We start from the raw sequence: 22,472 nt of genomic DNA, 5'->3' as shown, positions 1-22,472 counted from the left end.
CCAGGAGCGCTGAAGCACGCATGAGAATTGGCCTAATGACGAGCGGTGGAGACTGCCCCGGACTGAATGCCGTGATCCGCGGTGCTGTCCTGCACGGAATCAAGTCCTACGACCACGAGTTCGTGGGCTTCCGTGACGGTTGGCGCGGTGTGGTTGAAGGCGACATCATGGACCTTCCTCGCCAGAGTGTTCGTGGCCTGGCGCGCCAGGGCGGCACCATTCTGGGCACCTCGCGGACCAACCCGTTCGACGGCCCCAACGGCGGTCCGGAGAACATTGCCAAGGTGCTGGAGGCCAACGAGATCGACGCGATCGTTGCCATCGGCGGCGAGGGCACGCTGGCCGGCGCCAAGAGGCTTGCGGATGCGGGGCTCCCCGTGGTGGGCGTTCCCAAAACCATCGACAACGATTTGAAGGCCACCGACTACACGTTCGGTTTCGACACCGCCGTGTCTATCGCGACCGACGCCATGGACCGATTGCGCACCACCGGTGAATCACACCACCGCTGCATGGTGGCTGAGGTCATGGGCCGCCACGTGGGCTGGATCGCGCTGCATTCCGGCATGGCGGCCGGTGCCCACGCGATCCTGATCCCCGAATACGGGGTCTCCATGGAGCAGGTCTTCAAGTGGGTCAAGGAAGTCTACGACCGCGGTCGCGCACCGCTCGTGGTCGTGGCCGAGGGTTTCATCCCCGAAGGCTACGAAGAGGCCATCGCGGGCAAGGGCCAGGAAGCATCCGGCCGACCGCGCCTGGGCGGCATCGGGGATTACGTGACCCGTGAGATCGAGGACATCACCGGTATCGAAACCCGTAACACCATCCTGGGGCACATCCAGCGCGGCGGCGCGCCCACCGGTTTCGACCGTGTACTCGCCACGCGTCTCGGCATGGCTGCAGCGACCATGGCCGCGGATCAGGACTGGGGTCAGATGTGCGCCCTGCGCGGCACCGACGTGGTGCGCGTGGACTTCGCCGAGGCACTGGACGGCCTCAAGGAGGTCCCGCTGGATCGCTACGAAGAGGCCATGGTGCTATTCGGGCGGTAGTCTCCCGGCGGCGTCGGCGAACCGGCGCTGGCGAACCGGCACCGGCCCCACTGCAAGGCAACCCCTCCCCGTGGCCGGGGCAGAGAGATGAATCGCGGCGGTTCAGGTAGCTACCTGAACCGCCGCGATTCTCTTGTCTGGCGAGACCTAAAGTCGCATGCCGCCGTCGCGAGGTCCGCGCATGAGGTCCTTGGGCCTACCGACCACGGAACCCGCGTCGGGCTGGACCACCACGGTCTGGGCGGCAGACCATTGCTCGGTCGATCCCGCGTCCTCGGCGCCCTCCGGCAGGGTGGCGTCAGCCTGTGCCGCGGCGCTTTCGACAGTGTCCCGCACCAGCAGCTCGGCCTGCGGGTCCACGTTGCGCTTGAGCACGGCCAACGCAATGGGGCCGGCCTCATAATGCAGTCGCGCCGACGTCACCTGCCCCACCTTCTTACCGTTGAGCGTGACCTCCGCCCCCGCTGACGGCAGGGTGTGCTGGGACCCATCGAGATCCAGGAACGTGAGCCTACGCGGCGGGTGTCCCAGGTTGTGCACACGGGCCACGGTCTCCTGCCCCTTGTAACAACCCTTGGACAGGTGCACTGCCGTGCGCATCCAGTCGAGCTCGTGGGGAATGGTCTTGACATCCGTTTCGGCACCCCAGCGCGGGCGCCACGCGGCAATGCGCAGCGCCTCCGCGGCCCAGGAACCCGCCGGGACGAGTCCACGCTGGTTCAGTGCAGTTGCCGCTGAATCCAGTACCGTCATAGGAATCAGGTGCTCGAACCAGGGGCGTTCCAGCCCCGGGTGTTCCGGTGCCGCACTGTAAGCGTAGCCACCCGGAGAAATCTCGGGCCAGGGATCGCGCCACGTGATCACGGATGCCGACGCCGCCTGCTCGCCTTCCGGGGCACCGGCCAGTTCCGAACTCAGATCCTTGGTCGCGGCAATAACGGCCCACTGGTCCGTGACGTCCGCAACGTCGACCCGCAGGGCGAAGCGCATCGACTCCAGCCACGCAGCCAACCCCGGTGCTTCCTGGGCCTCGGCAATGAGCCACGTGGTGGTCCCGTCATCCACGGCGTGGGGAGCGTACTCAACCCTGCCTTGGACGCTCAGGAACATGGTTTCGGTGCTCTGTCCTGGCTTCAGACCCGTGAGCACCTGAGAAGACAGCGTGGTGAGCCAATTGAGACGATCAGCGCCGGTCACGGTGACCACGCCGCGCTGCGACTGGTCCACGTACCCGGTGCCGCGCGCGAGGGCGCGTTGTTCGGGAACGGGATCTCCGTAGTGGCCTGCCACCCCCTCGTCCAGGCCTTCTGCCTCCACCGCGCCGGGACGCGACAGAAGAACGGATCGGTACGAGGATTCAGTGGAAGTCACTGTTGCGGATCAACCTTTTTCAGTTCGGCGGAGGCGTGCGTGGCCAGTTCGTGACCGTTGGCGGCCATGTCCCAGGCCCACATGAGATTCCCATTGACCAGACCGTAGAGCCGGGTCCCGGAGGCGTACTCCTTGGAACCCTGAGCGCGCATCACGGCATCAGTGGCCAGGTCCACGCGAGGTCCTTTGATCTGCCCCAGGTACAGCTCGGAGATGCCGCCGGGGTGCAGCATGGACACGGAGATGTCGAAGCCACCGTCCGCGTTGCGCAGATCCTCGACGTCTTGTGCGGCCTTCAGGACCGGCACGGGATCGGGTGGCAGCATGCCGGGACCGATGTCGCCGTCTTCGCGGGGACGAGCCAGTTCCCAGAAACCCTGTTCGTAGGTGGCCTCGCGCTGGGATTCGCCCTCTTCATTGAGGAGCGTGGTTTGGGCACGATAGATCACGAACGGCAGACCGTGCTGCTCGAACGTGACTCGTTGCCGGAACGCACGCTGTTCGGCGTCTCCGTAACCGACGAAGCCGTCACCCTCCCAGGTTCCCAGGAGCCATGCGAACGGCACGAGCTCCGGGGTGAGATTGGTGGGGATCTCTACGGGCATGGATTTAGAGCTGGCCCTTGTAGAGGCTGGTGATGACCTTCAGTGCAATGCCGCCGATAGCGAGACCGGCCAGAACCAACAGGACGAGGAAGAAGATTTCGAGTGCAAGCATGGCTCTAAGCTACCACGGAGCCCAGCACCCGACCGGCAAAAAGTGCGGCCACGCCGAGTAGTGCAACGGGTGTTACGCCGAGGGTCAACAGGCCCCGTCGCTTGGGGGTTTCGGGCGCTGCCGAGATGATCCGGAATCCCACAACGGTGATGATGACGGCCAGCGGCAGGCCCACGCCCGCCAGGGTCACCCAGGTTCCCAGTCCGTACAGTTCTTCCACGTGGCCCAGGCCGACCCAGCCGGAGGCACTGACAGCGGCGAGTACGCCTGTGACGGAGGCCAGAGTGGATTCCAGGCGCCCCTTGGCACCTTCGCCGCGCACGAGCTCGGCCACGCACACGGCCATGAACGCCACACCCACCACCGCGGGAAGCCAAATCAGTTGCTGATCCGGGACGAAGGTGACGAGTGAGCACGCGATGACACCCGCCACCGCAATGATCACGTTGTGCCTACGTCGCGCGTTGATGCCCGTTGCAGCGGGCCATCCCACGGCGATGACCACGGCCATGGCCACGGAGACGATCAAGGGGAGCCAGCCGCCGAGCACACTGGCGGCGAGGGCAAGAATCAGCGAGACGGCGGCAGCGCCGATGATTCTTGCGTATCTCATGGGTGTCCTTCGCGCACGGTCAGGGAAAAATGCTGCCTTCAGCCTAACCGCCCCCGCGTGGGGAACACGTCAGCGTGCAACTGGACCGGAGCTTGGATGTCCCGCCATGTCGGTGAAAGTTAACGGACCTTTCGAATATTTATAATGGTCGTCACAGCCTCCCGGGGAACTCCCGTACGGGGCTCCGCTCACCACTGACGGGATGATCCGTGCTCCAGATTGTGCTGATCAGCGATGCAACGAACGCGCTTGCCGGCGTTTTGCCGGGACTCGAACTGCTGTCGCACAAGATAGAGGTGGTGCCCCTCAGCTCCCCCGGGGCGCTCAAGCGAGTGCAGCGACCGGATGTCGTGGTTCTCGACGGCACCTCCAACATGGTGGCCGCGCGCAACACGGCCCAAGCCTTGGCCGCTCGTGACAACCCCGCCCCCGTGCTCGTGGCCCTGACCGAGGGCGGAATGGCGGCCGTGGCGGCGTCGTGGTGTGTCACGGACGTGGTACTGACCAATGCCGGGCCCGCGGAGATCGAGGCGAGACTGCGGCTCGCGAGCGCCAAGGTGGCCGAGGAATCCGAGGATGACACGTTGATCCGCGCGGGCAACGTGACCATCGACGATGGTTCCTACACCGTGAAGATCGGCGGCACTCCGCTCAACCTCACCTACAAGGAATTCGAGCTGCTCAAGTTCCTGGCGCAGAACGTGGGGCGGGTCTACACACGGGCTCAGTTGCTGTCCGAAGTGTGGGGCTATGACTACTACGGCGGCACTCGCACGGTGGATGTGCATATTCGAAGGCTGCGCGCGAAATTGGGTGCCGATCACGAGCACCTGATCACCACGGTGCGTAACGTGGGGTACAGCTTCACGGCGGGTCGGGACACCGAGTCCTGACGCGCCGGTCAACCGCTCGTAGTGGAGGTATGCCATGGCCGTGACCATTTTCAGCCAGGACGGAATCACCGATTCCGCAGCAGTGTCGGACTTGGCTCAGCGAGCCGCACGCGCCGACGGCGATCCCCCCTTCTCGGACCAAACTCTGGTTGACGTGCGTTCGGCCAAGGCGGGGCTCCGGTCGGTCACCGCCGTCCAGGACGGCGCCCTGGTGGGCGCGGCCGTCATCAATCCCGATCCGGATCAGGCCTCGACCTTCACGGTTGAACTGGTGGTGGACCCCGAACACCGCGGTGCGGGAATCGGCACGGCCCTCGCGCGTGAGGTCCGTGGGCAGGTCGAGGGCACCGTGGAGGCGTGGGCCCACGGCAATCATCCGGGTGCTCAACGGCTCGCGGAAACCTACGGGCTGAGCTCCGTGCGAGACCTCTACCGGTTGAAGCGCTCACTGCGTGGGGCGTCGGATCTTCCCCTGCCGGTGGACTTGGCCGAGGGCCTCGAGATCCGTCCGTTCGAGGTGGATCGTGATGAGAACGGCTGGCTGCGGGTCAACTCCCAAGCCTTCTCCGAACACCCCGAGCAGGGCAAGATGACTCTCGACGACCTGCGGCAGAGGGAAGCCGAGGACTGGTTCGACGCACCCGGCTTCCTGCTGGCCGTACGCGCGGAGGATCCCCAGGACATCCAGGGTTTCCACTGGACCAAGATTCACCCGGCCTCTGATGGTTCGCCCGCGATGGGCGAGGTCTACGCGGTGGGCATCTCCCCCGAGCAGCAGGGCCGCGGTGTGGGCAAGGCGCTGACTGCGGCGGGCATCAACTACCTCGCGGATCAGGACCTCGAGGATGTCATGCTCTACGTCGACGGGGACAACACCGCAGCCATGGCTCTGTACGAGAAACTCGGTTTCGAGCGCTGGCACCTGGACGTGATGTTCCGGGGCGAGATCACCGGATAGCGGATCACCGGATAGCATCGAAGAGGTGCCGCTCCACCCCTCAAGGTGGATCCGTGTGCGCCACCTCGGTCCATCAGACAGAGAGCGGGTCATGGCGAAAAGTAATGCCTCCGGAAAGATCGACATCTACGCCGCAGGCTGTTTGTGCTGGCGTATCAGCGCAGGTGAGCTACAAGTGCTGGTCATTCATCGGCCGCGTTACGACGACTGGTCCTGGCCCAAGGGCAAGCAGGACAACGGGGAAACTCTCCCGGAAACCGCGGTGCGTGAACTGCGTGAAGAAGTGGGTCTCTCTGTGCGCCTTGGTGTGCCACTGCCTGAGATCCGCTACCAGGTCAAAGACCAGTGGAAGCTGGTGAAGTACTGGGCCGCCGAGATCTCACCGTCCGCCAAGGCCAAACCGGATCACGGTGAAGTGGACGAGCTCCGATGGGTGTCCGCCGACCACGCGCGCAAGATGCTGACCAACGACGACGACCGCGAGCCCCTCGACGAGCTGGTCCGGTTGCACCGCCACGGAAACCTGGCCACCCGCTCCGTGATCATCGTGCGCCACGCCAAGGCCAAGCCCCGTTCTTCGTGGCAGCGGGCCGAAGGTGACCGCCCCCTGGCCGCCACGGGCAAACGGCAAGCCCTGGCCGTCACCCGCTTGTTGGCCGCCTGGCAACCCCGCCGGGTCATCACCTCTCCGTGGTTGCGCTGCATGTCCACGGTGATTCCGTTCGCCAAGAAGTACAACGCCAAGGTCAAGGAACGGTCGCAGTTGACCGAGGCCTCCCACAAGCGTTCTCCCAAGAAAGCTGCCGCCGTGGTCGAGCAGCTCTTCGACATGGAACATCCCGTGGTGCTGTGCACGCACCGACCGGTGCTCCCGACCGTCTTGAAAGTACTCTCCCGCCATATGCCCAATTCGTTGGGCGACGACCTGCCGGAGTCGGACCCGTACCTGTCCCCCGGCGAGATGATCGTGCTGCAAATGCCCCGGAACAAAAAGAGCCGGGCCGTGAGTTGTGAAATCATCACCCCGTTCGACGACTGACCCCGGAGGGTCAACCCGGCCTTTCTCCTCGACCCAGTACCCGTGGCCGCCGGGCTGCCCCGCGATCAAGACAACGACACCGGGTCGTATTCTGCACAAAGGAAACCATGACCGTCATTCCCACGCCCTACGAAGACCTCCTGGCCGAAGTCATGGCCGACGGTGCGATCAAGTCCGACCGCACCGGCACGGGCACGCGCTCCGTATTTGGTCGTCAGATCCGCTATGACCTCTCGGAGTCCTTCCCTCTGTTGACCACCAAACGTGTGCACTTCAAGTCCCTCGCCCTGGAACTGCTGTGGTTCCTCTCCGGATCCTCGAACGTGCGCTGGTTGCAGGAACGCGGCGTGAGCATCTGGGACGAGTGGGCGGACGAAAACGGTGATCTGGGTCCGGTGTACGGCGTGCAGTGGCGCAGTTGGCCGGCCGGTCATGGGGAGAGCATCGACCAGATCGCCCGCGTAGTGGAATCCATCAAGACGTCGCCGCATTCGCGCCGTCACATGGTGACGGCGTGGAACCCGGCCGAGGTCGAGAACATGGCGCTGCCGCCGTGCCACGCCCTGTTCCAGTTCTACGTCCAGCCCCGTGAGGACGGCCCCGATGCCCTGAGCTGCCAGCTGTACCAGCGTTCGGCGGATCTGTTCCTGGGTGTGCCGTTCAACATCGCGTCCTATGCGCTGCTCACCATGATGGTGGCTCAGCAGTGCGATCTGGTGCCCGGTGAGTTCATCTGGACCGGTGGTGACTGCCACATTTACAGCAATCACGTGGAACAAGTGACCAAGCAGCTGGCCCGCGAGCCCTACCCGTATCCTCAGTTGAAAATCCTGCGCAAACCGGAATCCATCTTCGACTACGAGTTCGAGGACTTCGAGGTCGTGGGATACAAGCACCACCCGGGTATCAAGGCGCCGGTGGCGGTATGAGCGCCAAGGGATCGGCACGCCCCACCGTGGGTGGCATCTGGGCGCAGAGCCCGGAGGGTGTGATCGGCAAGGACGGCACGATCCCCTGGCACGTGCCCGAAGATCTGCGATTCTTCTCGATCACGACCACCGGGAATCCCGTCATCATGGGCCGCCGCACGTGGGAATCGTTCCCGCCCAAGTTCCGCCCGTTGCCGGCCCGACCGAACATCGTGGTCACCAGCCACCCCGAGACCGTGGCGAGCGACCAGGTCAACGTGTGGACGGCGGCGTCGTACGCCGAAGCCCTGGATCTGGCCCAATCGCTACTCAACCAGCCGGACGGCGACATCTGGGCGATCGGCGGGACCCGCATCTGGGCCGACGCCCTCGCGCACCCAGAACTGCCGCTGCGCCGGGCCTACGTGACCACCGTGGACCTACCCGTCGAAGGCGATACCGTGGCGCCGGAACTGGATGAGTCCTGGAGCCATCGCGAACTGGCCGACTGGGCCGAATCGAGCAAGGGCCCCCGCTTCCGCGTGGACGAATACACCCGGACGTGAGTCTTCGCGCGACTCAGTGCGCGGTGCCCTCGATACATGCGATAGCGTGATCTTGACCACATCAACCTTGGAGGATTGAGCCACCGTGACTACTGGCCCCACACCGAGCATTCATGAAAGCCCCACGCTCGAGCTCCGCGCCAATCCCGACCTCGGTCGTTACGACCTGTGGGACGACCAGCAGTTCATTGGCTTCCTGGGCGTGGAAGTCCTCGAGGACGGCACCGTGGACGTGCAACACACCATCGTGGCCGAGGCCTTCGGCCGCCAAGGTTACGCGCGCACGCTGGTGACTTTCGTTTTCGATCAGTTCCGCGAACAAGGCGTGAAGATCCGCCCCACCTGCACGTACGTGCTCGATTACCTGGAGCGGTTCCCGAGTTACCGGGATCTGGTCGCCGAGACCCCGGATCCCCGCAACCAGGAGTAACTGTGATTCGTGCCCTATCCATCGGTCGATAGACTGGGCGGCATGACTTCACAACCCTCAGCCGTAGGCTTCATCGGCTGGCGCGGCATGGTCGGTTCCGTTCTGATGGACCGTCTGCGCGCCGAGAACGATTTCGCGAGCCTTGATCCCGTGTTCTTCTCCACTTCCAACGCCGGAGGTGCCGCACCCACCATTGACGGTCTGGGCGACACAGGCACGTTGAAGGACGCCTACGACATTGAGGCTCTGTCCGCGCTGCCCATTCTGGTGACCGCGCAGGGCGGCGACTACACCAAGGCCGTGCACTCCAAGTTGCGCGAGGCCGGCTGGGACGGCGTCTGGATCGACGCGGCGTCCACGCTGCGCATGGAGGAGTCCTCCATCATCCCGCTGGACCCGGTCAACCGCGACGTGATCGACGCCGGCCTGGCGCGCGGCGTCAAGGACTTCACCGGCGGTAACTGCACCGTCTCGTGCATGCTCATGGGCCTGGGCGGGCTGTTCAACAACGACCTGGTCGAGTGGACCACATCCATGACCTACCAGGCCGCCTCCGGTGGCGGTGCCCGCCACATGCGCGAGGTCATTCAGCAGTTCGGCGACATCCACGGTTCGGTCTCGGATCAGCTCGCCGACGCAGCCTCGGCCATTCTCGAGATCGATCGCGCGGTACTCGCCAAGCAGCGTTCCGGCGAATTGGACGCATCTCAGTTCGGTGTCCCGCTGTCCGGGTCGCTGATCCCCTGGATCGACGCCGACCTGGGTAACGGTCAGTCCCGCGAGGAGTGGAAGGCCGAGGCCGAGACCAATAAGATCCTGGGTCGCTCCGGCGAGGATTTAATTCCCGTGGACGGGTTGTGCGTGCGCATTGCGGCCATGCGCAGCCACTCCCAGGCGCTGACCATCAAGTTGCGCGAAGACATCCCGGTGGACGAGATCGAGCGGATCATCGATGCCGAGAACCAGTGGGCCAAGGTCATTCCGAACACCAAGGAAGCCAGCACCCAGGATCTGACTCCGGTGGCTGCTTCCGGTTCGTTGGACATCCCCGTGGGCCGCATCCGCAAGCTCTCGATGGGCCCGGAGTACATCTCCGCCTTTACCGTGGGAGATCAGCTGCTGTGGGGTGCCGCTGAGCCCCTGCGCCGCATGCTCAAGATCGTGACAGGCACGCTGTAAGTAGGTAGTTACTTCTCGTTCGTTTCAGGGGCCGTGACACGCATGTGTCGCGGCCCCTGAACTAGGTGATGGGGCTTGTCACGGGCTCGGCGGAAGCGCCACTCGGCCACGATGTTGGACCACCAGCGCCACGCCGTGATCGCCAGCCGCTTGACTCGTTGGTTGAGCCGGTGCGCCCACGCGAATTCGGTGCTCCATAGTCCGATGCCCAGAAAGATGAACAGCCATCCCGGGCCGGGGGTGACCAGCATGATGATCCCCAGCACCACGAAGACCGCGCCCATCACGGTCACCAATGTCAGGTGAATCGCGCGCAGAGCGGGGTGCTTGTGCGAGAAGGCCTTGATCCGCAGCACGGTCCTGTGGATCCGGCCGCCTTCCTCGCCTCGCCGGATTTCTTCCTGTAATTCGGAACTCATACTGAAGCGAGCACCTAGAGGCTCATCCCCAGCAGGACAGGCTCGGGAACCAGGCGCACGCCGAACACGTGCTCCACACCGTCGCGCACAGTGCGCGCCAGCGCCGCTAAATCATCCGAAGACGCCCCACCGCGGTTAGTCATGGCCAGGGTGTGCTTTGTCGAGAGGGCTGCGCGGCCGTTGGCCACGGTCTCCCCGTCAAGGTCCAGCTGCTGATTGCGGGACCCTGGAAGGCCAAACCCCTTGGCAAATCCGGAATGATCGATCAGCCAGGCTGCGGAGAGCTTGGTGGAACCGGGGATCTCGTGACCGGCGGCGTCGAGCACCGGATAGCGTGGGGCGTCGTCCGGGATGCTTGCCAGCCGGGCGGGATCGTCCACGATCGGGTTCGTGAAAAACGACCCGGTGCTGTAAGTGTCCCGATCCTCAGGGTTGAGCACCATGCCCTTGGAGGCGCGCAATCGCAGCACGGTCTCGCGCACGGTGTCCAAGGGTGCGCACTCGCCGATCTCGACGCCCAGCGCTCCTGCTAGCTGCCCATAGCGCACAGGGAGACCCACCTCCTGCGGGAGCAAGCGGAAGGCCACGGAGAGCACTACATAGCGCGGTGATCCGTGTTCCATGCTCCGCTTGAGCACGGAATCACGATAGGAGAATTCCAGCTCGTCCGCGCTGAAGGTTCGGGGTTCCCCAGCCTGACGGTCCCACGTGTGGACATTTTCAATGGCTTGTGAGACCTCGGTGCCGTACGCGCCCACGTTCTGCACGGGGGTTGCACCCGTGGTGCCGGGAATGCCCGAGAGCGTCTCCAGGCCCGCCAAGCGCTGCTCCACGCTCCACAGCACCGCTTGATCCCACGAATGACCGGCCTGGACCGTCACGAGGGTGCCCATGGCCGGATCCGTGTCGAGCACGTCGATACCCTGAGTGGCCACGTGCACCACCGTTCCCTCGAAGCCGTGGTCCGAGGCCAAAATGTTGGATCCGCCACCCACGATCAGGACCGGCTCCCCAACTTCATCGGCCTGTGCCACCGCCTGGACCAGTTGCTGTTCGGTCTCCGCCTTGAGGTAACGGGTCGCGGGGCCTCCCACCGCAGTGGTGGTCAGATCGGCCAGTCGGGGTGCGTTCATGATGGACAACTCTAGTGCTAGAACTTCACAACAACCTGAGCCTTGACCAAGACCTTGAGCGCCTTGGCCTCAGCCGGATCCGCATCTTCCTGGGCCAGATCCGGGGCGGTCACGGTCAGGTCCACACGCACGGTGCGAGCGTCCGGATCCACCAGGCCGATCGCGCCGCGCACCGACAACGCCGTGCTCGGTTCGACCTCACCGTCGAAACGGTTGGGCACGACCACGGGCTTGGTGAAACGCGTCTGATAGTCGACGACGGCGCCCGCGTCACCAGCCCACTCCGTCACCAGACCCACCGCGGCTCCCATGGTGAACATTCCGTGGGCAATCACGTTGGGAAGACCCACGTTCTGGGCGAAGTCCTGATTCCAGTGGATCGGGTTGAAGTCACCGGAGGCACCGGCGTACTTCACGAGGTCGGCACGGGACACCGGCACGGTGCGCTCACCGATGGACTGGCCCTTTTCGAGCTGATCGAATGCGATGTTCATTACTGATCCTCCCCGCGTACCAACAGCGACGACGTGGTGGTGGCCACCTGGTCTCCCCCGAGCGTGGTGATTTCCACCCGGGACGTGATCATGGCCCCGGAACCCAGCGGACGCACCTGGTCCACCGTGACCGCGGCGAGCAGCTCGTCACCGGCCACGATGGGACGGTGGTGCGTGAAGCGCTGCTCGGTGTGGACCACGCGCGAGAAGTCGATGCCCGCGCTCGGGTCCTGGATCAGAGCGGCGTCGGCGCGCTGGGACACGATGATCGCAAAGGTGGGCGGAGCCACGAGATCGTCGTAACCGGCGGCCTGGGCGGCCTCGACGTCGAAGTGGACGCCGTCCGTGGCCTTGACCGCCGAGGCGAACTCGCGGATCTTCTCTCGGGACACCTGATAAGCGGGGGCGGCGGGGTACGTGCGCCCCACCACCTCTTCTGAAATGGCCATGGCTCTCCTCGGTCGGACGGAAGATTTTCCCTCAGCCTACTGGGCCGACCGGCACGGCATAGAAAAAGACGCCGTTCCGTGTGGAACGACGCCTTGAAAGTAGCGGTGGACGGGCTCGATCCGTCGACCTCACGATTATGAGTCGTGCGCTCTAACCAGCTGAGCTACACCGCCATTTCATGAACGAACCTGCGGCTCGTTCACACAAGCCGCAGGCCCTCATCATGAGAGCCCCGACCGGGAATCGATCCCGGGACCTCCATCTTACCAAGATGGCGCTCTACCACTGAGCTATCGGGGCAACGCGGAAAACTCTAACAGCATTTCGGCGAGTTGCAAAAACGAGGTGAACTCGCCGAATCCGCAGAGTATCCGCGGGGTGCCGACCACCCTGAATCGGGCGGTCAGCGGGGTCTATCAGCGGTCGCGGAAGCCACCATTGCCCTTGGGGAAGCCCTTCTTGCGGGGGCGATCCTGGTACGAGGAGCCACCGCTGCGGGGGCGGTCACCGCCGCGGAAGCCTCCGCGGTCACCGCCACGGTCGCCACCGCGGTCCGAGCGGCCGCCGCGGTCGAAACGACCACCGCGGTCACCGTCACGGTCACGGAACCGGCCACCCTCACGGGAGCCTCCGCGAGATCCGCCACCACCGCCACCGGGTCCACGATCCTCCTGGATCCGGATCGGGGAGCCGTTGATGCGGGTATTGGAGAGCTTGTCCATGGTGCCTGCGGGCAGGTTCTCGGACAGGCCCACCAATGTGAAGTTGGGGTGGATGTCGATCGCACCGATCTGCGACCCGTTCAGGCCGCCTTCGTGGGTCAACGCGCCCACGATGGCACCCGGTGCCACGCGGTCGCGATGGCCCACGGCCAGCTTGTAGGTTCGCATTCCGGCCTCGGGTCCACTGCGGCGGCCACCGCCGCCACGAGGTCCGTCGGAGCCCTCACGGCGCTCACGGTCACGCTTGCGCTGGGGGACCTCGGGCAGCTCTTCAGCCAGGAAGGGGCGGCCGTCCTGAGCGATCACAGCGAGGGCCGCAGCAATTTCAGCGGCATCCACGTCGTGCTCGTTCTCGTACTGCTCCACGAGCTCGCGGAAGAAGGAGAGATCTTCGGACTCGATGGTCTCCGCGATCTGGTTCGCGAAGTTCTCCTTACGGGTGCGGTTGACGTCCTCCACGGACGGCATGCGCATCTGCTCGACCGGCTGACGCGTGGCCTTCTCGATGGCGCGCAGCAGGTACTTCTCGCGCGGAGTCATGAAGAGGATGGCCTCACCCTTGCGGCCCGCGCGGCCGGTACGGCCGATGCGGTGCACGTAGGACTCGGTGTCGTGAGGGATGTCGTAATTGACGACCAGGGATATGCGTTCGACGTCCAGGCCACGAGCGGCGACGTCGGTGGCGACCAGGATGTCGACCTTGCCGTCACGCAATGAGTCCACGGTGCGCTCACGCAGGTTCTGCGGAATGTCACCGTTGATCGCTGCTGCGGTGTATCCCCGGGCCTTGAGCTTGTCGGCGATTTCCTCGGTCGCGGCCTTGGTGCGGACAAAGACGATCACGCCGTCGTAGTCCTCGACCTCGAGCACGCGGGTCATGGCGTCCAGCTTGTGCGGGCCCATGACCTGCATGAAGCGCTGACGCGTGTTGGTGCCCGTGGTGGTCTTGGCCTTGACCGTGATCTCCTTGGGATCGCGCAAGTACTGCTGCGCGATGCGGCGGATAGCCTTGGGCATAGTGGCGGAGAACAGCGCGACCTGCTTCTCCTCCGGGGTCTGGCTCAGAATCTTCTCAACGTCCTCCGAGAAGCCCATGCGGAGCATCTCGTCGGCTTCGTCCAACACCACGTACGCGATGTCGTCGAGCTTGAGCGAACCCTTGCTCAGGTGATCGATCACACGGCCGGGGGTACCCACGACGACCTGAGCACCGCGGCGCAAGCCGGCCAGCTGCGGACCGTAGGAGGAACCGCCGTACACGGGCAGCACAGTGAACTCGTCGAGGTGGGTTGCGTAGGAACCGAAGGCCTCGGCCACCTGGAGCGCGAGCTCACGGGTGGGGGCCAGCACCAGAACGCGGGTGGAACGCTGCGGGCCGTGCAGGTCGGACAGCTCAGCCAGCTTGGACAGTGCCGGAACCGCGAAGGCCGCGGTCTTACCGGTACCGGTCTGGGCCAGGCCCACCACGTCGCGGCCGCTCAGCAGAGCGGGAATGGTGGCTGCCTGGATGGGCGAGGGGTACTCGTACCCGACATCGTCGAGAGCGGCCAGGATGCGGCCGTCCACGCCGAGGTCGGCGAAGGTAGGGGTGTCGGGCTTGGAATCGGCGGGCTCAGGAACGTTTTCAGCGTCCTGGGGAGCCTCGGTAGTGGTGGGCGTCTCAAGCTCTGCAGCAGTTTCAGGGGTGAATTCAGTAGGCATGGGTGAACCTCGCTTCGGTGGGGTGGAAATGATTGACACCGGCGCGTGCGGTCCTACCGCGTGTGCCTCTGATCGACATGCCTGCTACGGCGAAACGATTTAATGAGGACATAAAAACCGGAATGATAACGCCCTACTCTAGCGCACATCGTCGCGTTACGGAGACTCCCGTTTCAACAAGATGATGTTGGCCTCATCACGTACGGTGACATACGTCTCCCCATAGAGCTCCTCCGCGTACTCCGAGGCGTCTTGCGGAGGGTCCTCTCCCCACGTGCCACCTTCGCGGTCGATCACCACGAATTCGGGGGCGGGATCACCGGGATTGCCGATCCAGTGCACGTCCGCGCGGGACACCAGCCCGTTGATCAGCGTCAAGTCCGTTGCCACGGATGCGCCTTCCGGTACAGCCTGGACCGTGGCGTGCTTGACGCCCGCCCGCGGGTCACCGCGCCACGCCTCCCCCGTGACCAACTGAGACAGCGGCTGCTGGGATGCCACCACCAGCGCCACGCCCAGAGCCAGCCACGGGGCCATCTTTGCAAGTGTCCGGGGCGCACGAGTCCCGGCGCCGGATGCGCGAAGTCTCACCACGGCGTCGACGAGGGCGATGAACACGATGGGCATGATCACCGCGTTGTAGTGCCAGCCCGTTCCCCAATAACCGTGATTGGGCGACAGCATTCTCCAGGCCAGGGTGGGGAGCGCAATCAGCGCCAGCGGCGAGCGCACCGCAATCACCGCGCCGGCCGCAAGGGTCAGCAGCCACGTGCCCAGTTTCTGTTCCGGAACGAACAAGGAGATCACCGCTCCGGCCGGATCACGCAGGATTCCGGCGATGTCCAGTTTGTCCGCGTAGGCAAAGGAATCATTGGGGTTCAGACCGGGAAGCACCACCCAGATCGCCAGCAGGCTCAGCCCCACCCCCCACAGCATCAGCAGGGCACCCAGCAGGGCCGGCCGTTGCGCGGTGCGGCTCAAAGCCGCGCCGAATTCTCTCACCGTTGCCGCCGACGACGACGACGACGCCGCTCGCGCGCCCGGTCCGCGCTCGGTCGCCGGTTCGTACACGCGGTTCAAGAGCATCCCCGACACCCGCGCCGCGGGCCGGAACGCGTGACCAAACATGACCGCGCCCAACATTGCGACCGTCATACCCAGATCTTCCTTGACCAGGGCCACCGGCGCGCTCCACAGGGTTGCTGTGACCCACCGCCGTTCCCTCAGTGCTGCCACTGCGAGAGCCAGGAGCGGCACGGCGAGGGAGATCTCGTGGAACTGCACCGATACGGCACCCTGTAGACCGAAGCTCAACCCGTAGGCCACTCCGATCGCGGCGGCGGGTGCCGGCCGGAGGGAGCGGACGGCGCACCCTGTGACCACCCCCACCGAAATGCCCAACAGGACGTCCTGGGTGATCATCAAGGTCAGTGCGGAGGGGAACAAGCCGTAGACCGGCGCGAGCACCACTAGCAACGGATGAAAATGATCGCCGAGCAAATTGAAGTCGTGGCCTTTGATGTTGACCACGGGTGGCTGACCGGAGGCGTAAGACTGCAGCAACTGGGTGAAGATCGCGTTATCCCACGACGGCACGTCCCAGCGGTACCACTGGGACAGTGAGAAGAGCACGTACAGGGTCGTGCACGCCACTGCGATCGCACATGGCAACCAGGGCCCGACGCTGGGAGCCTTGACCCCGCGCACCACCAAGCCGCCCCTTGAAGGCTTGGAACGCGCGAACGAGGTGGACACGGTATTTCCTCACGTGGGTGGTAGTCGTGGGCAGGATATCCCAGCCCTCTCACCTGCAGATGAACATGTAAACGACATAAAATTCGGCAAAGGTCGGCGTGCCGATTGCTGCGGCCCCCGTACGAGCGAGTCGTTTATGCGTGTCGTAGGCCCGTGGAATGATGACGAGCATGTCCCTGGAAATGGTCGCCAGCACCGCGCAGCAACTCGGGTCCGAGCCCGTGCGGCTCCGCTGGTCACCGCGCGGATCGGTGCATCTGGGGCAGACCTTGTCGGTGCTTGGCCGCGGCACGAACGATCCCACGGTGAGGGTACTTTCCCCCGAGTGCGTGTGGATCACCACCAGGTATCTGGGCTCGGCCGTCTCCGCACGATTCACCCGCGGATCCGGTGGCACGGACACGACCGCGCTGGAACGGGACATCGTGGTTGATGCATGGGGCCCGGGAGCGGCCGCATGGATTTCACAGGCTCCACGGTGGTGTGGTGCCGCGGATGACTGGACTGATTTCGAGTCCTCCCCCGCCTACGGCCTACTCCCGGAACGATTGACACTGGCGCGCCGTCGGCACCCCGGACTGCGGTTGCCGGCCACCGGCGCGGTGATTGACCGGGCCGTCATCGCCATCATTGAGCAACGTGTCACGGCCATCGAGGCCATTCGTGCCTATCGCTACCTGGTCCGACTGGCGGGTGAACCTGCGCCCGGCCCCGCCCCCGTCGGAATGTACGCGCCCCCCACGGCGGAGCAGTGGCGCAAGATCCCGTCCTGGCAGTGGCACCGTGCCGGCGTGGATCCGCACCGGTCCGCGACCGTCATGCGAGTAGTTCAGCGCGCATCGGCGTTGGAACGCCTCGGGCTGCTCGAGGACCCCGTCGTGGTGCGTGCCAAATTGCAGACTCTCAACGGGATCGGTGTGTGGACCGCCGCGGAAATTACCCAGTGTACGCACGCGGACCCTGACGGGATCAGCGTGCGCGATTACCACCTGGCCGATTACGTGTGCTGGTTCTTCGACGGCGCACCGGGCTCGGACGAGCACATGGAGGAATTGTTGGAACCGTGGCGGGGGAACCGTCAACGCGTGGTGCGGCTCATCAAGGCCAGCGGTCATCGAAAGCCGGCGTTCGGGCCACGGCTGACTCCCGCAGACCATCGCCGGCACTGATCCTGGGGGTCGAGTTCCGAATCAATGAATGGCCAAGTGAGGGTTGGTTAACCTAGCTAGCTAAATTTTGGGTGCCGGAGCACACTGAAGACATGAGCGAGCACGTCATCACCGAACCCCACAATGACAAGTACGGCGAGAAACTCAACAAACTTCGCGCCGGAGTCCTGGGCGCGAACGACGGCATCGTGTCCGTCGCTGCAACGGTGGTCGGTGTTGCCAGTGCGACAGCCAATTCATGGCCGATCCTGGTGGCCGGTTCGGCAGCCGTCATCGGCGGTGCCCTGTCCATGGCGCTGGGGGAATACGTATCGGTCTCCAGCCAGAAAGACTCGCAGGAAGCCCTGATCGCCAAGGAAGAACTCGAGCTCCGGGAAATGCCGGAGGCCGAACTGGAAGAACTGATCGGTATTTACCGGTCCCGCGGGCTGTCTCATGACACAGCTCGGAAAGTTGCGGTGGAACTGACCGAACGCAACGCCCTGCTGGCGCACCTGGATGCGGAGCTGGGCATCGATCCGGGAGACATTCCGAGTCCGTGGGCCGCAGCATGGGCCTCCGCGGTCGCTTTCCTGCTCGGTTCGCTGCTCCCGATGCTCGCCATCCTGCTACCCCCGTCGGAATGGCGGATTCCCGTGACGTTCGTTGCCGTGCTCGTGGCCCTGGCCATCACCGGCAGCCTGGGCGCACGGCTGGGTGGTACCCCGCACGTGGGACGTGCCGCTGCTCGCGTGGTGATCGGTGGCGCCCTCGCACTCGGCGCCACATTCCTGATTGGATCTTTGCTGGGCGTGACTGCGGCTTAGCCGGCCGTCTCGAGAGCGAGATCTGGCCGCGCGGAAGGAATACCGCGCCGGTCCATCTCGAACAGAAAAAGACCCAGGGGCGCTCTCCGACCGGAGAGCACCCCTGGGCGATTAAGTCTTGAGCTGGGTCAGTTGGCCTGCTCGCCCTCGGCGGCCTGCTTCTCGACCTCGGCGCGAACCTCTTCCATGTCCAAGCCCTTGACCGCGTCAATGACCTGGTCCAGAGCGTTGGCCGGCATGGCACCGGGCTGGGAGAACACCAGAATGCCCTCCCGGAAAGCCATGAGAGTGGGGATCGAGGAAATCTGCGCTGCGGCAGCCAGTCCCTGCTGGTCCTCGGTGTCCACCTTGCCGAACACGATGTCGGAGTGCTGCTCAGATGCGGCCTCGTAGGTTGGAGCGAACTGCTTGCAAGGGCCGCACCAGTCTGCCCACCAGTCCAACAGGACAATATCGTTGTCGGAGATGGTCTGGCCCAGAGTGTCTTGGGTGATGTCTACAGTAGCCATGGAACCAGCCTAAAACGCCGGGAGTTTCAACCCCAGAGCGTTCACTGCGGGCACAAGACCCCGCCGGGGCGAACTTCGCGGAAGAAGCCGTGTGAACACGCAGCTTGGAATCTTGTCCTGGGGCGAGACCGCCGCTGACCCGACCACCGAATCCGACTGTCCGCCACGGCTAGCAACCTCACCACCGCAGATCCGGTACGTCTCGCAGAACAACGCACCACGTTGTCCTTACTCTCCCGGGGTCGCACCGAGCTCGTCGCCGGACAGGGCGGGCTCCCCCGCGACCTGGAACTCTTCGGGGTTGACCCGCACCTTCGGGAAGAAATCTTCGAAGAACGTCTCGACCAGCTCCTCGGCCTGCTTCGCCCCGGCCCCTCAGACCTGCTCGGGACCTTCCGCGAGCGGGCTACGAACGTGGAGCTGCCCGCCACCGGACGGGACCCGCGAGATCTGGTGTGGGCGGCGTCGTCGGGCTCACCCAGGTCGGTTTTGCGCGGCGGGACACGGGCTCGGTGTGATGCTGAACGTCATGGAGGGCGAGTGGCGCCATCTGGTCCCCTATGTGAAGGCGTATCGCGAGGCGTTGCACGGGTTCGGGGATGAAGCCTCCGCGCGCGTGGGTCTCGCGGTTCCGGCGTTCGTCATTCCCGACGACGCCGCCCCCACCCCCTGGGAGGCGGCCGTCCAGCAGGCGCACCCCTACTTCGCGGCGGGCACACGCGCGTTCGGCGCAGCCTCGCCCGAGGTTTTACCTTGGACCCTCGACGAATTCGCGGCTCAGTGTGGACCGGAAGGTTCGCTCGTGGTGGGTGGGGTGAGCGACGTCGTCGACAAACTCACGACCCTGCGCCGGGAACTGGGGGTGGAACGAATCCTGCTGCGTGTGGATATCAACGGGCTGCCGCACGAGAGGGCTCTGCGAACGCTCCGCCTACTCGGCAACCAGGTATTGCCGCGGTTGCGATGCAACCCCGATCAACTGGAGGAGCGCTAGGGCACCGGCCTGTCCACGAGAACAGCCAGGCCGTCGAGCACTCGGTCAACACCGAAGGCATAGTTGCTCCGGGCGTTGTACGCCCCACCCTGCGCCTGACCGGCGGAGGTCCCCACACAGGTGGCCAGGGGGTAGTCATTCGGGGATACCAGTTCCTCGAGGACAGGTCCGGCAGCTTGCCACCAATCCGGTCCGGAGTTGTTCAGGGTTTCTCGGTCGGCAACGTCCAGTGCTGCCGTACGAGCAAAGTTGTTGAGGAAAGTCAGGGTCGCATCCAGAGTGATATCGCTGAGACCCAGCCCTTGAAGACACTCGAGCTGTCGTTCATATCGCCCCAGGAAACCTGGGCCCAAGACTGGTTGCTCAGTATGAATGGACGAAATCCAGTCATGTGACAAGTACATCTGGAACGTATCGTCGATGACCGCCCTGACCCGATCGCGCCACGCCCCTGAATGGGGCAATGACCTGGCCGAGCTGTCGAAAACATGATCCGACATAAGCGCTAAGAGGCTCTTTTTGTCTGGCACATGGGCATACAAAGTCATAGTTTTCACGCCGAGGTCAGCAGCCAAGTCCCGCATAGTCAGTCCGCTCAAGCCAGCCGATCCAGCTCGTTCAATAGCGGTGCCAACCACGTCATCCACGGTGATGCGCGGACGCGGCCCGGGACGAACCGGCTTCTCGTCATGACCAGCCCACAGCAGCCGAAGATGCTTCTTCACGACCTCAAGGTCGTTATCCTCCGGGGTCTTGGGAATTTTCTGCGGCATAACTGCATTCTACCTAATACCGTACGATGTACGGTATTAATCTAAGGAGCCCCATGAACATCACCGCTTCTGCCATCTCCCTCAATGTGGACGACGTTCAAGCTTCAGCCGCGTTCTTCAAAGATCACTTCGATTTCCAGGAGGTCATGGCCCAGGATGGATTCGCCTCATTGAGCCGCGAGGATGCCGGGTTCAACGTGGTTCTCCTCCGAGCAGGTCTCGATACCTTCAAACCAGCCAGTCACGCGGGGACAGCCGGAACCGGCCTGCTCATAGTCTTCGAGGTCGACGACATCGACGCCGAATGGCACCGATTAGGCTCCCGCGACCTGGTGATCCCCACCGCCATCGAGACCGAGCCCTGGGGCGAACGGTACTTCCAAGTTCTGGATCCGAATGGGATCATCGTCCAGCTTGTTCAGTGGGTGGATGCACCCTGACCCTGAGTTCTACAACGAAAAAACCCGGACCTCACGGTCCGGGTTTTTCTCGGTGGCAGATGAGGGATTCGAACCCCCGTAGGCATAGCCAGCTGATTTACAGTCAGCCCCCTTTGGCCGCTCGGGTAATCTGCCGCGGCATCACTCACGTCAATGAGCAATAAGGTGCCCCCGCGAGCGGGAGCACCTCAACATTACACAGGGATGAGCCCGACTCCAAAATCGGAGCTGTCAGTCCATGTGTCGAACGAGCTTGGTGACGAACGCGTCGGCCTGTTCGCGCGTCACGTCACCCACGGCGACGGCACGATCCAGGTCTTGCCGGATGCCGTCCAATCTCCGCTGAACCGCCACGCCCTGACCGGTTATGGCCCCAGGTTGAACCACTGGAGGCGTCATGAGCGCACGGGGAGGCTGAGCCTGAGCGGCTCCCGAGCCACCGACGATCAGGCCTGCGGCAAGGGCCGTTCCTGCCAGGGCGCCACTGCCCCGGCGGAGCGCGGACCTGGAGGCCTTGACCCCGGGCACACGGATGCGCGGTTGTTTTTTCATAGGGAGAACGTGTCCTGACAAGGAAGAATGATGGGAAGAAGCAGAACGGCTGCTGTCGATCTGAGTCATGCACTTATCCTCACCTGCCGTCCTGAGATCCGCCTGTGCTCCCGATGACAAGTTGATAACAACTCCGGCACCGGAACGAGCACTAGGCTTGTCCGTAAGAGTTAACGACATCCCTGAAACTCCCAATGAAAGGAACATCGTGGCTTCAGAATCTTCGTTCGACGTGGTCAGCAAGGTAGACAAGCAGGAAGTCTCCAACGCGCTCAACCAGGCCCAGAAGGAGGTGTCCCAGCGCTACGATTTCCGCGGGGTGGGTGCCGAGATCGACTTCTCCGGCGAAAAGATCTTGATCAAGGCCAACTCAGAAGAACGCGCTCAAGCAGTTCTCGACGTGTTTCAGTCCAAGCTGGTCAAGCGCGGCATCTCCCTGAAGTCCCTGGACGACGGAGAGCCCTACGCCTCCGGCAAGGAGTACCGCATCGAGTCCACCATCAAGGAGGGCATCGCCCAGGACCAGGCGAAAAAGATCACCAAGCTCATCCGTGATGAAGGCCCCAAGGGCGTGAAGGCCACCATCCAGGGCGATGAGCTGCGCGTTTCTTCAAAGTCCCGTGATGACCTGCAAGATGTCATTGCCCTGCTCAAGGGCTCAGAGCTGGAAGTTGATCTTCAGTTCGTCAACTACCGCTGACTCGGTCCATTCAGGGGAGGGAGAATGACTCGCGTATCAGTGGTAATTCCGGTTTACAGGCTCTTCACAATCGAGGGTGTAGATCTGTCAGCGCGTCGCTCACCGGGTAGGGGTCGAGGTCTTCCGAGG

At 64.1% G+C, this 22,472-nt stretch carries 26 protein-coding genes and 3 tRNA genes; 14 read left to right on the top strand and 15 right to left on the bottom strand.

All coding sequences use genetic code 11. From position 1 onward, the window contains the following. The first annotated feature begins 20 nt into the window (after positions 1-20). A complete protein-coding gene (locus tag RF638_RS12605; RefSeq protein ID WP_095796547.1) occupies positions 21-1,052 on the top strand; it encodes a 6-phosphofructokinase in 1,032 nt (343 codons plus the stop codon). Between the two features lie 147 nt (positions 1,053-1,199). Here RF638_RS12605 and RF638_RS12600 read toward each other — a convergent pair whose 3' ends face one another. The 3 genes from RF638_RS12600 to RF638_RS12590 all read right to left on the bottom strand — a co-directional run bounded on the left by RF638_RS12600 (position 1,200) and on the right by RF638_RS12590 (position 3,753). After that, the gene (locus RF638_RS12600) at positions 1,200-2,423 is read right to left on the bottom strand and encodes a folate-binding protein YgfZ (RefSeq protein ID WP_095796546.1); all 1,224 of its coding nucleotides are present in this window, start codon (positions 2,421-2,423) and stop codon (positions 1,200-1,202) included. Then, a complete protein-coding gene (locus RF638_RS12595; protein ID WP_095796545.1) occupies positions 2,420-3,028 on the bottom strand; it encodes an FABP family protein in 609 nt (202 codons plus the stop codon). The genes RF638_RS12600 and RF638_RS12595 overlap by 4 nt, the downstream gene beginning before the upstream one ends. 116 nt (positions 3,029-3,144) lie before the next feature. Further along, a complete protein-coding gene (locus tag RF638_RS12590; RefSeq protein ID WP_129701803.1) occupies positions 3,145-3,753 on the bottom strand; it encodes a hypothetical protein in 609 nt (202 codons plus the stop codon). Positions 3,754-3,962: 209 nt separating this feature from the next. Here RF638_RS12590 and RF638_RS12585 point away from each other — a divergent pair, with 209 nt between their 5' ends. The 7 genes from RF638_RS12585 to asd all read left to right on the top strand — a co-directional run bounded on the left by RF638_RS12585 (position 3,963) and on the right by asd (position 9,726). Beyond that, positions 3,963-4,646 (top strand): winged-helix domain-containing protein, encoded by a 684-nt coding sequence (locus tag RF638_RS12585; protein WP_368842158.1) that lies wholly within the window; start codon positions 3,963-3,965, stop codon positions 4,644-4,646. Between the two features lie 34 nt (positions 4,647-4,680). Further along, entirely contained in the window at positions 4,681-5,604 is a 924-nt protein-coding gene (mshD, locus tag RF638_RS12580; RefSeq protein ID WP_129701800.1) for a mycothiol synthase, read from the top strand. A gap of 91 nt (positions 5,605-5,695) precedes the next feature. Continuing rightward, entirely contained in the window at positions 5,696-6,643 is a 948-nt protein-coding gene (locus tag RF638_RS12575) for an NUDIX hydrolase (RefSeq protein ID WP_129701798.1), read from the top strand. A 107-nt stretch (positions 6,644-6,750) separates the two neighbouring features. Beyond that, positions 6,751-7,572 carry a thymidylate synthase gene (locus tag RF638_RS12570; RefSeq protein ID WP_129701796.1) on the top strand — a complete coding sequence of 274 codons (822 nt, stop codon included), beginning with the start codon at positions 6,751-6,753 and terminating at the stop codon, positions 7,570-7,572. Then, the gene (locus tag RF638_RS12565; RefSeq protein WP_129701794.1) at positions 7,569-8,117 is read left to right on the top strand and encodes a dihydrofolate reductase; all 549 of its coding nucleotides are present in this window, start codon (positions 7,569-7,571) and stop codon (positions 8,115-8,117) included. The genes RF638_RS12570 and RF638_RS12565 overlap by 4 nt, the downstream gene beginning before the upstream one ends. A gap of 85 nt (positions 8,118-8,202) precedes the next feature. Then, positions 8,203-8,547, top strand: coding sequence for a GNAT family N-acetyltransferase (locus RF638_RS12560; protein ID WP_095796538.1), 345 nt, complete (start codon positions 8,203-8,205; stop codon positions 8,545-8,547). Between the two features lie 42 nt (positions 8,548-8,589). Next, a complete protein-coding gene (asd, locus tag RF638_RS12555; RefSeq protein ID WP_368842157.1) occupies positions 8,590-9,726 on the top strand; it encodes an aspartate-semialdehyde dehydrogenase in 1,137 nt (378 codons plus the stop codon). A gap of 8 nt (positions 9,727-9,734) precedes the next feature. On the opposite strand, the gene RF638_RS12550 is transcribed toward asd, so the two are convergent. From RF638_RS12550 to RF638_RS12515, 8 genes are all read right to left on the bottom strand, one after another. Beyond that, entirely contained in the window at positions 9,735-10,145 is a 411-nt protein-coding gene (locus RF638_RS12550) for a PGPGW domain-containing protein (RefSeq protein WP_368842156.1), read from the bottom strand. A gap of 14 nt (positions 10,146-10,159) precedes the next feature. Further along, complete coding sequence (locus RF638_RS12545; protein ID WP_368842155.1) at positions 10,160-11,278, bottom strand: UDP-N-acetylmuramate dehydrogenase; 1,119 nt, start codon at positions 11,276-11,278, stop codon at positions 10,160-10,162. 17 nt (positions 11,279-11,295) lie between these two features. Next, entirely contained in the window at positions 11,296-11,772 is a 477-nt protein-coding gene (locus tag RF638_RS12540) for a MaoC family dehydratase (protein WP_368842154.1), read from the bottom strand. Then, positions 11,772-12,221 carry a MaoC family dehydratase N-terminal domain-containing protein gene (locus RF638_RS12535; protein WP_095796535.1) on the bottom strand — a complete coding sequence of 150 codons (450 nt, stop codon included), beginning with the start codon at positions 12,219-12,221 and terminating at the stop codon, positions 11,772-11,774. The genes RF638_RS12540 and RF638_RS12535 overlap by 1 nt, the downstream gene beginning before the upstream one ends. A 100-nt stretch (positions 12,222-12,321) precedes the next feature. Then, positions 12,322-12,395: transfer RNA gene (locus RF638_RS12530), tRNA-Met, on the bottom strand. A 55-nt stretch (positions 12,396-12,450) separates the two neighbouring features. Then, positions 12,451-12,522, bottom strand: a tRNA-Thr gene (locus RF638_RS12525). Between the two features lie 116 nt (positions 12,523-12,638). After that, positions 12,639-14,645: a DEAD/DEAH box helicase gene (locus RF638_RS12520; protein ID WP_095796534.1), complete on the bottom strand. Its 2,007-nt coding sequence runs from the start codon at positions 14,643-14,645 to the stop codon at positions 12,639-12,641. Positions 14,646-14,801: 156 nt separating this feature from the next. Continuing rightward, positions 14,802-16,400 (bottom strand): DUF2079 domain-containing protein, encoded by a 1,599-nt coding sequence (locus RF638_RS12515; protein ID WP_368842153.1) that lies wholly within the window; start codon positions 16,398-16,400, stop codon positions 14,802-14,804. Positions 16,401-16,558: 158 nt separating this feature from the next. Here RF638_RS12515 and RF638_RS12510 point away from each other — a divergent pair, with 158 nt between their 5' ends. Both RF638_RS12510 and RF638_RS12505 read left to right on the top strand, forming a co-directional pair. Further along, positions 16,559-17,569, top strand: coding sequence for a DNA-3-methyladenine glycosylase (locus RF638_RS12510; RefSeq protein WP_368842151.1), 1,011 nt, complete (start codon positions 16,559-16,561; stop codon positions 17,567-17,569). 92 nt (positions 17,570-17,661) lie between these two features. After that, positions 17,662-18,375 carry a VIT family protein gene (locus tag RF638_RS12505; protein ID WP_095796533.1) on the top strand — a complete coding sequence of 238 codons (714 nt, stop codon included), beginning with the start codon at positions 17,662-17,664 and terminating at the stop codon, positions 18,373-18,375. Positions 18,376-18,503: 128 nt separating this feature from the next. On the opposite strand, the gene trxA is transcribed toward RF638_RS12505, so the two are convergent. Beyond that, positions 18,504-18,884 carry a thioredoxin gene (gene trxA / locus RF638_RS12500; RefSeq protein WP_095796532.1) on the bottom strand — a complete coding sequence of 127 codons (381 nt, stop codon included), beginning with the start codon at positions 18,882-18,884 and terminating at the stop codon, positions 18,504-18,506. 150 nt (positions 18,885-19,034) lie between these two features. On the opposite strand from trxA, the gene RF638_RS12495 reads away from it, so the two are divergent. Then, a complete protein-coding gene (locus RF638_RS12495; RefSeq protein ID WP_129701833.1) occupies positions 19,035-19,487 on the top strand; it encodes an LLM class flavin-dependent oxidoreductase in 453 nt (150 codons plus the stop codon). Then, positions 19,399-19,878 carry a hypothetical protein gene (locus tag RF638_RS12490; protein WP_368630339.1) on the top strand — a complete coding sequence of 160 codons (480 nt, stop codon included), beginning with the start codon at positions 19,399-19,401 and terminating at the stop codon, positions 19,876-19,878. The genes RF638_RS12495 and RF638_RS12490 overlap by 89 nt, the downstream gene beginning before the upstream one ends. Here the strand turns inward: RF638_RS12490 and RF638_RS12485 are convergent. Beyond that, entirely contained in the window at positions 19,875-20,651 is a 777-nt protein-coding gene (locus tag RF638_RS12485) for a TetR/AcrR family transcriptional regulator (RefSeq protein ID WP_368842150.1), read from the bottom strand. The genes RF638_RS12490 and RF638_RS12485 overlap by 4 nt on opposite strands. 53 nt (positions 20,652-20,704) lie before the next feature. Between RF638_RS12485 and RF638_RS12480 the strand changes: the two genes are divergently transcribed. Then, a complete protein-coding gene (locus tag RF638_RS12480) occupies positions 20,705-21,091 on the top strand; it encodes a VOC family protein (RefSeq protein WP_095796529.1) in 387 nt (128 codons plus the stop codon). Between the two features lie 53 nt (positions 21,092-21,144). Here the strand turns inward: RF638_RS12480 and RF638_RS12475 are convergent. After that, positions 21,145-21,226: transfer RNA gene (locus RF638_RS12475), tRNA-Tyr, on the bottom strand. A 96-nt stretch (positions 21,227-21,322) separates the two neighbouring features. Continuing rightward, on the bottom strand, positions 21,323-21,643 hold the full coding sequence (locus tag RF638_RS12470; protein WP_143469923.1) for a hypothetical protein: 321 nt from the start codon (positions 21,641-21,643) through the stop codon (positions 21,323-21,325). Between the two features lie 208 nt (positions 21,644-21,851). Here RF638_RS12470 and RF638_RS12465 point away from each other — a divergent pair, with 208 nt between their 5' ends. Beyond that, entirely contained in the window at positions 21,852-22,343 is a 492-nt protein-coding gene (locus RF638_RS12465; protein ID WP_095796527.1) for a YajQ family cyclic di-GMP-binding protein, read from the top strand. The last annotated feature ends 129 nt before the right edge of the window (positions 22,344-22,472 follow it).

The sequence above is a fragment of the Kocuria sp. CPCC 205235 genome (genome assembly GCF_040980905.1).
In the GTDB taxonomy this organism is placed as follows: Bacteria; Actinomycetota; Actinomycetes; order Actinomycetales; family Micrococcaceae; genus Kocuria; species Kocuria carniphila.
This window is presented reverse-complemented; position numbering and strand designations above follow the sequence as displayed.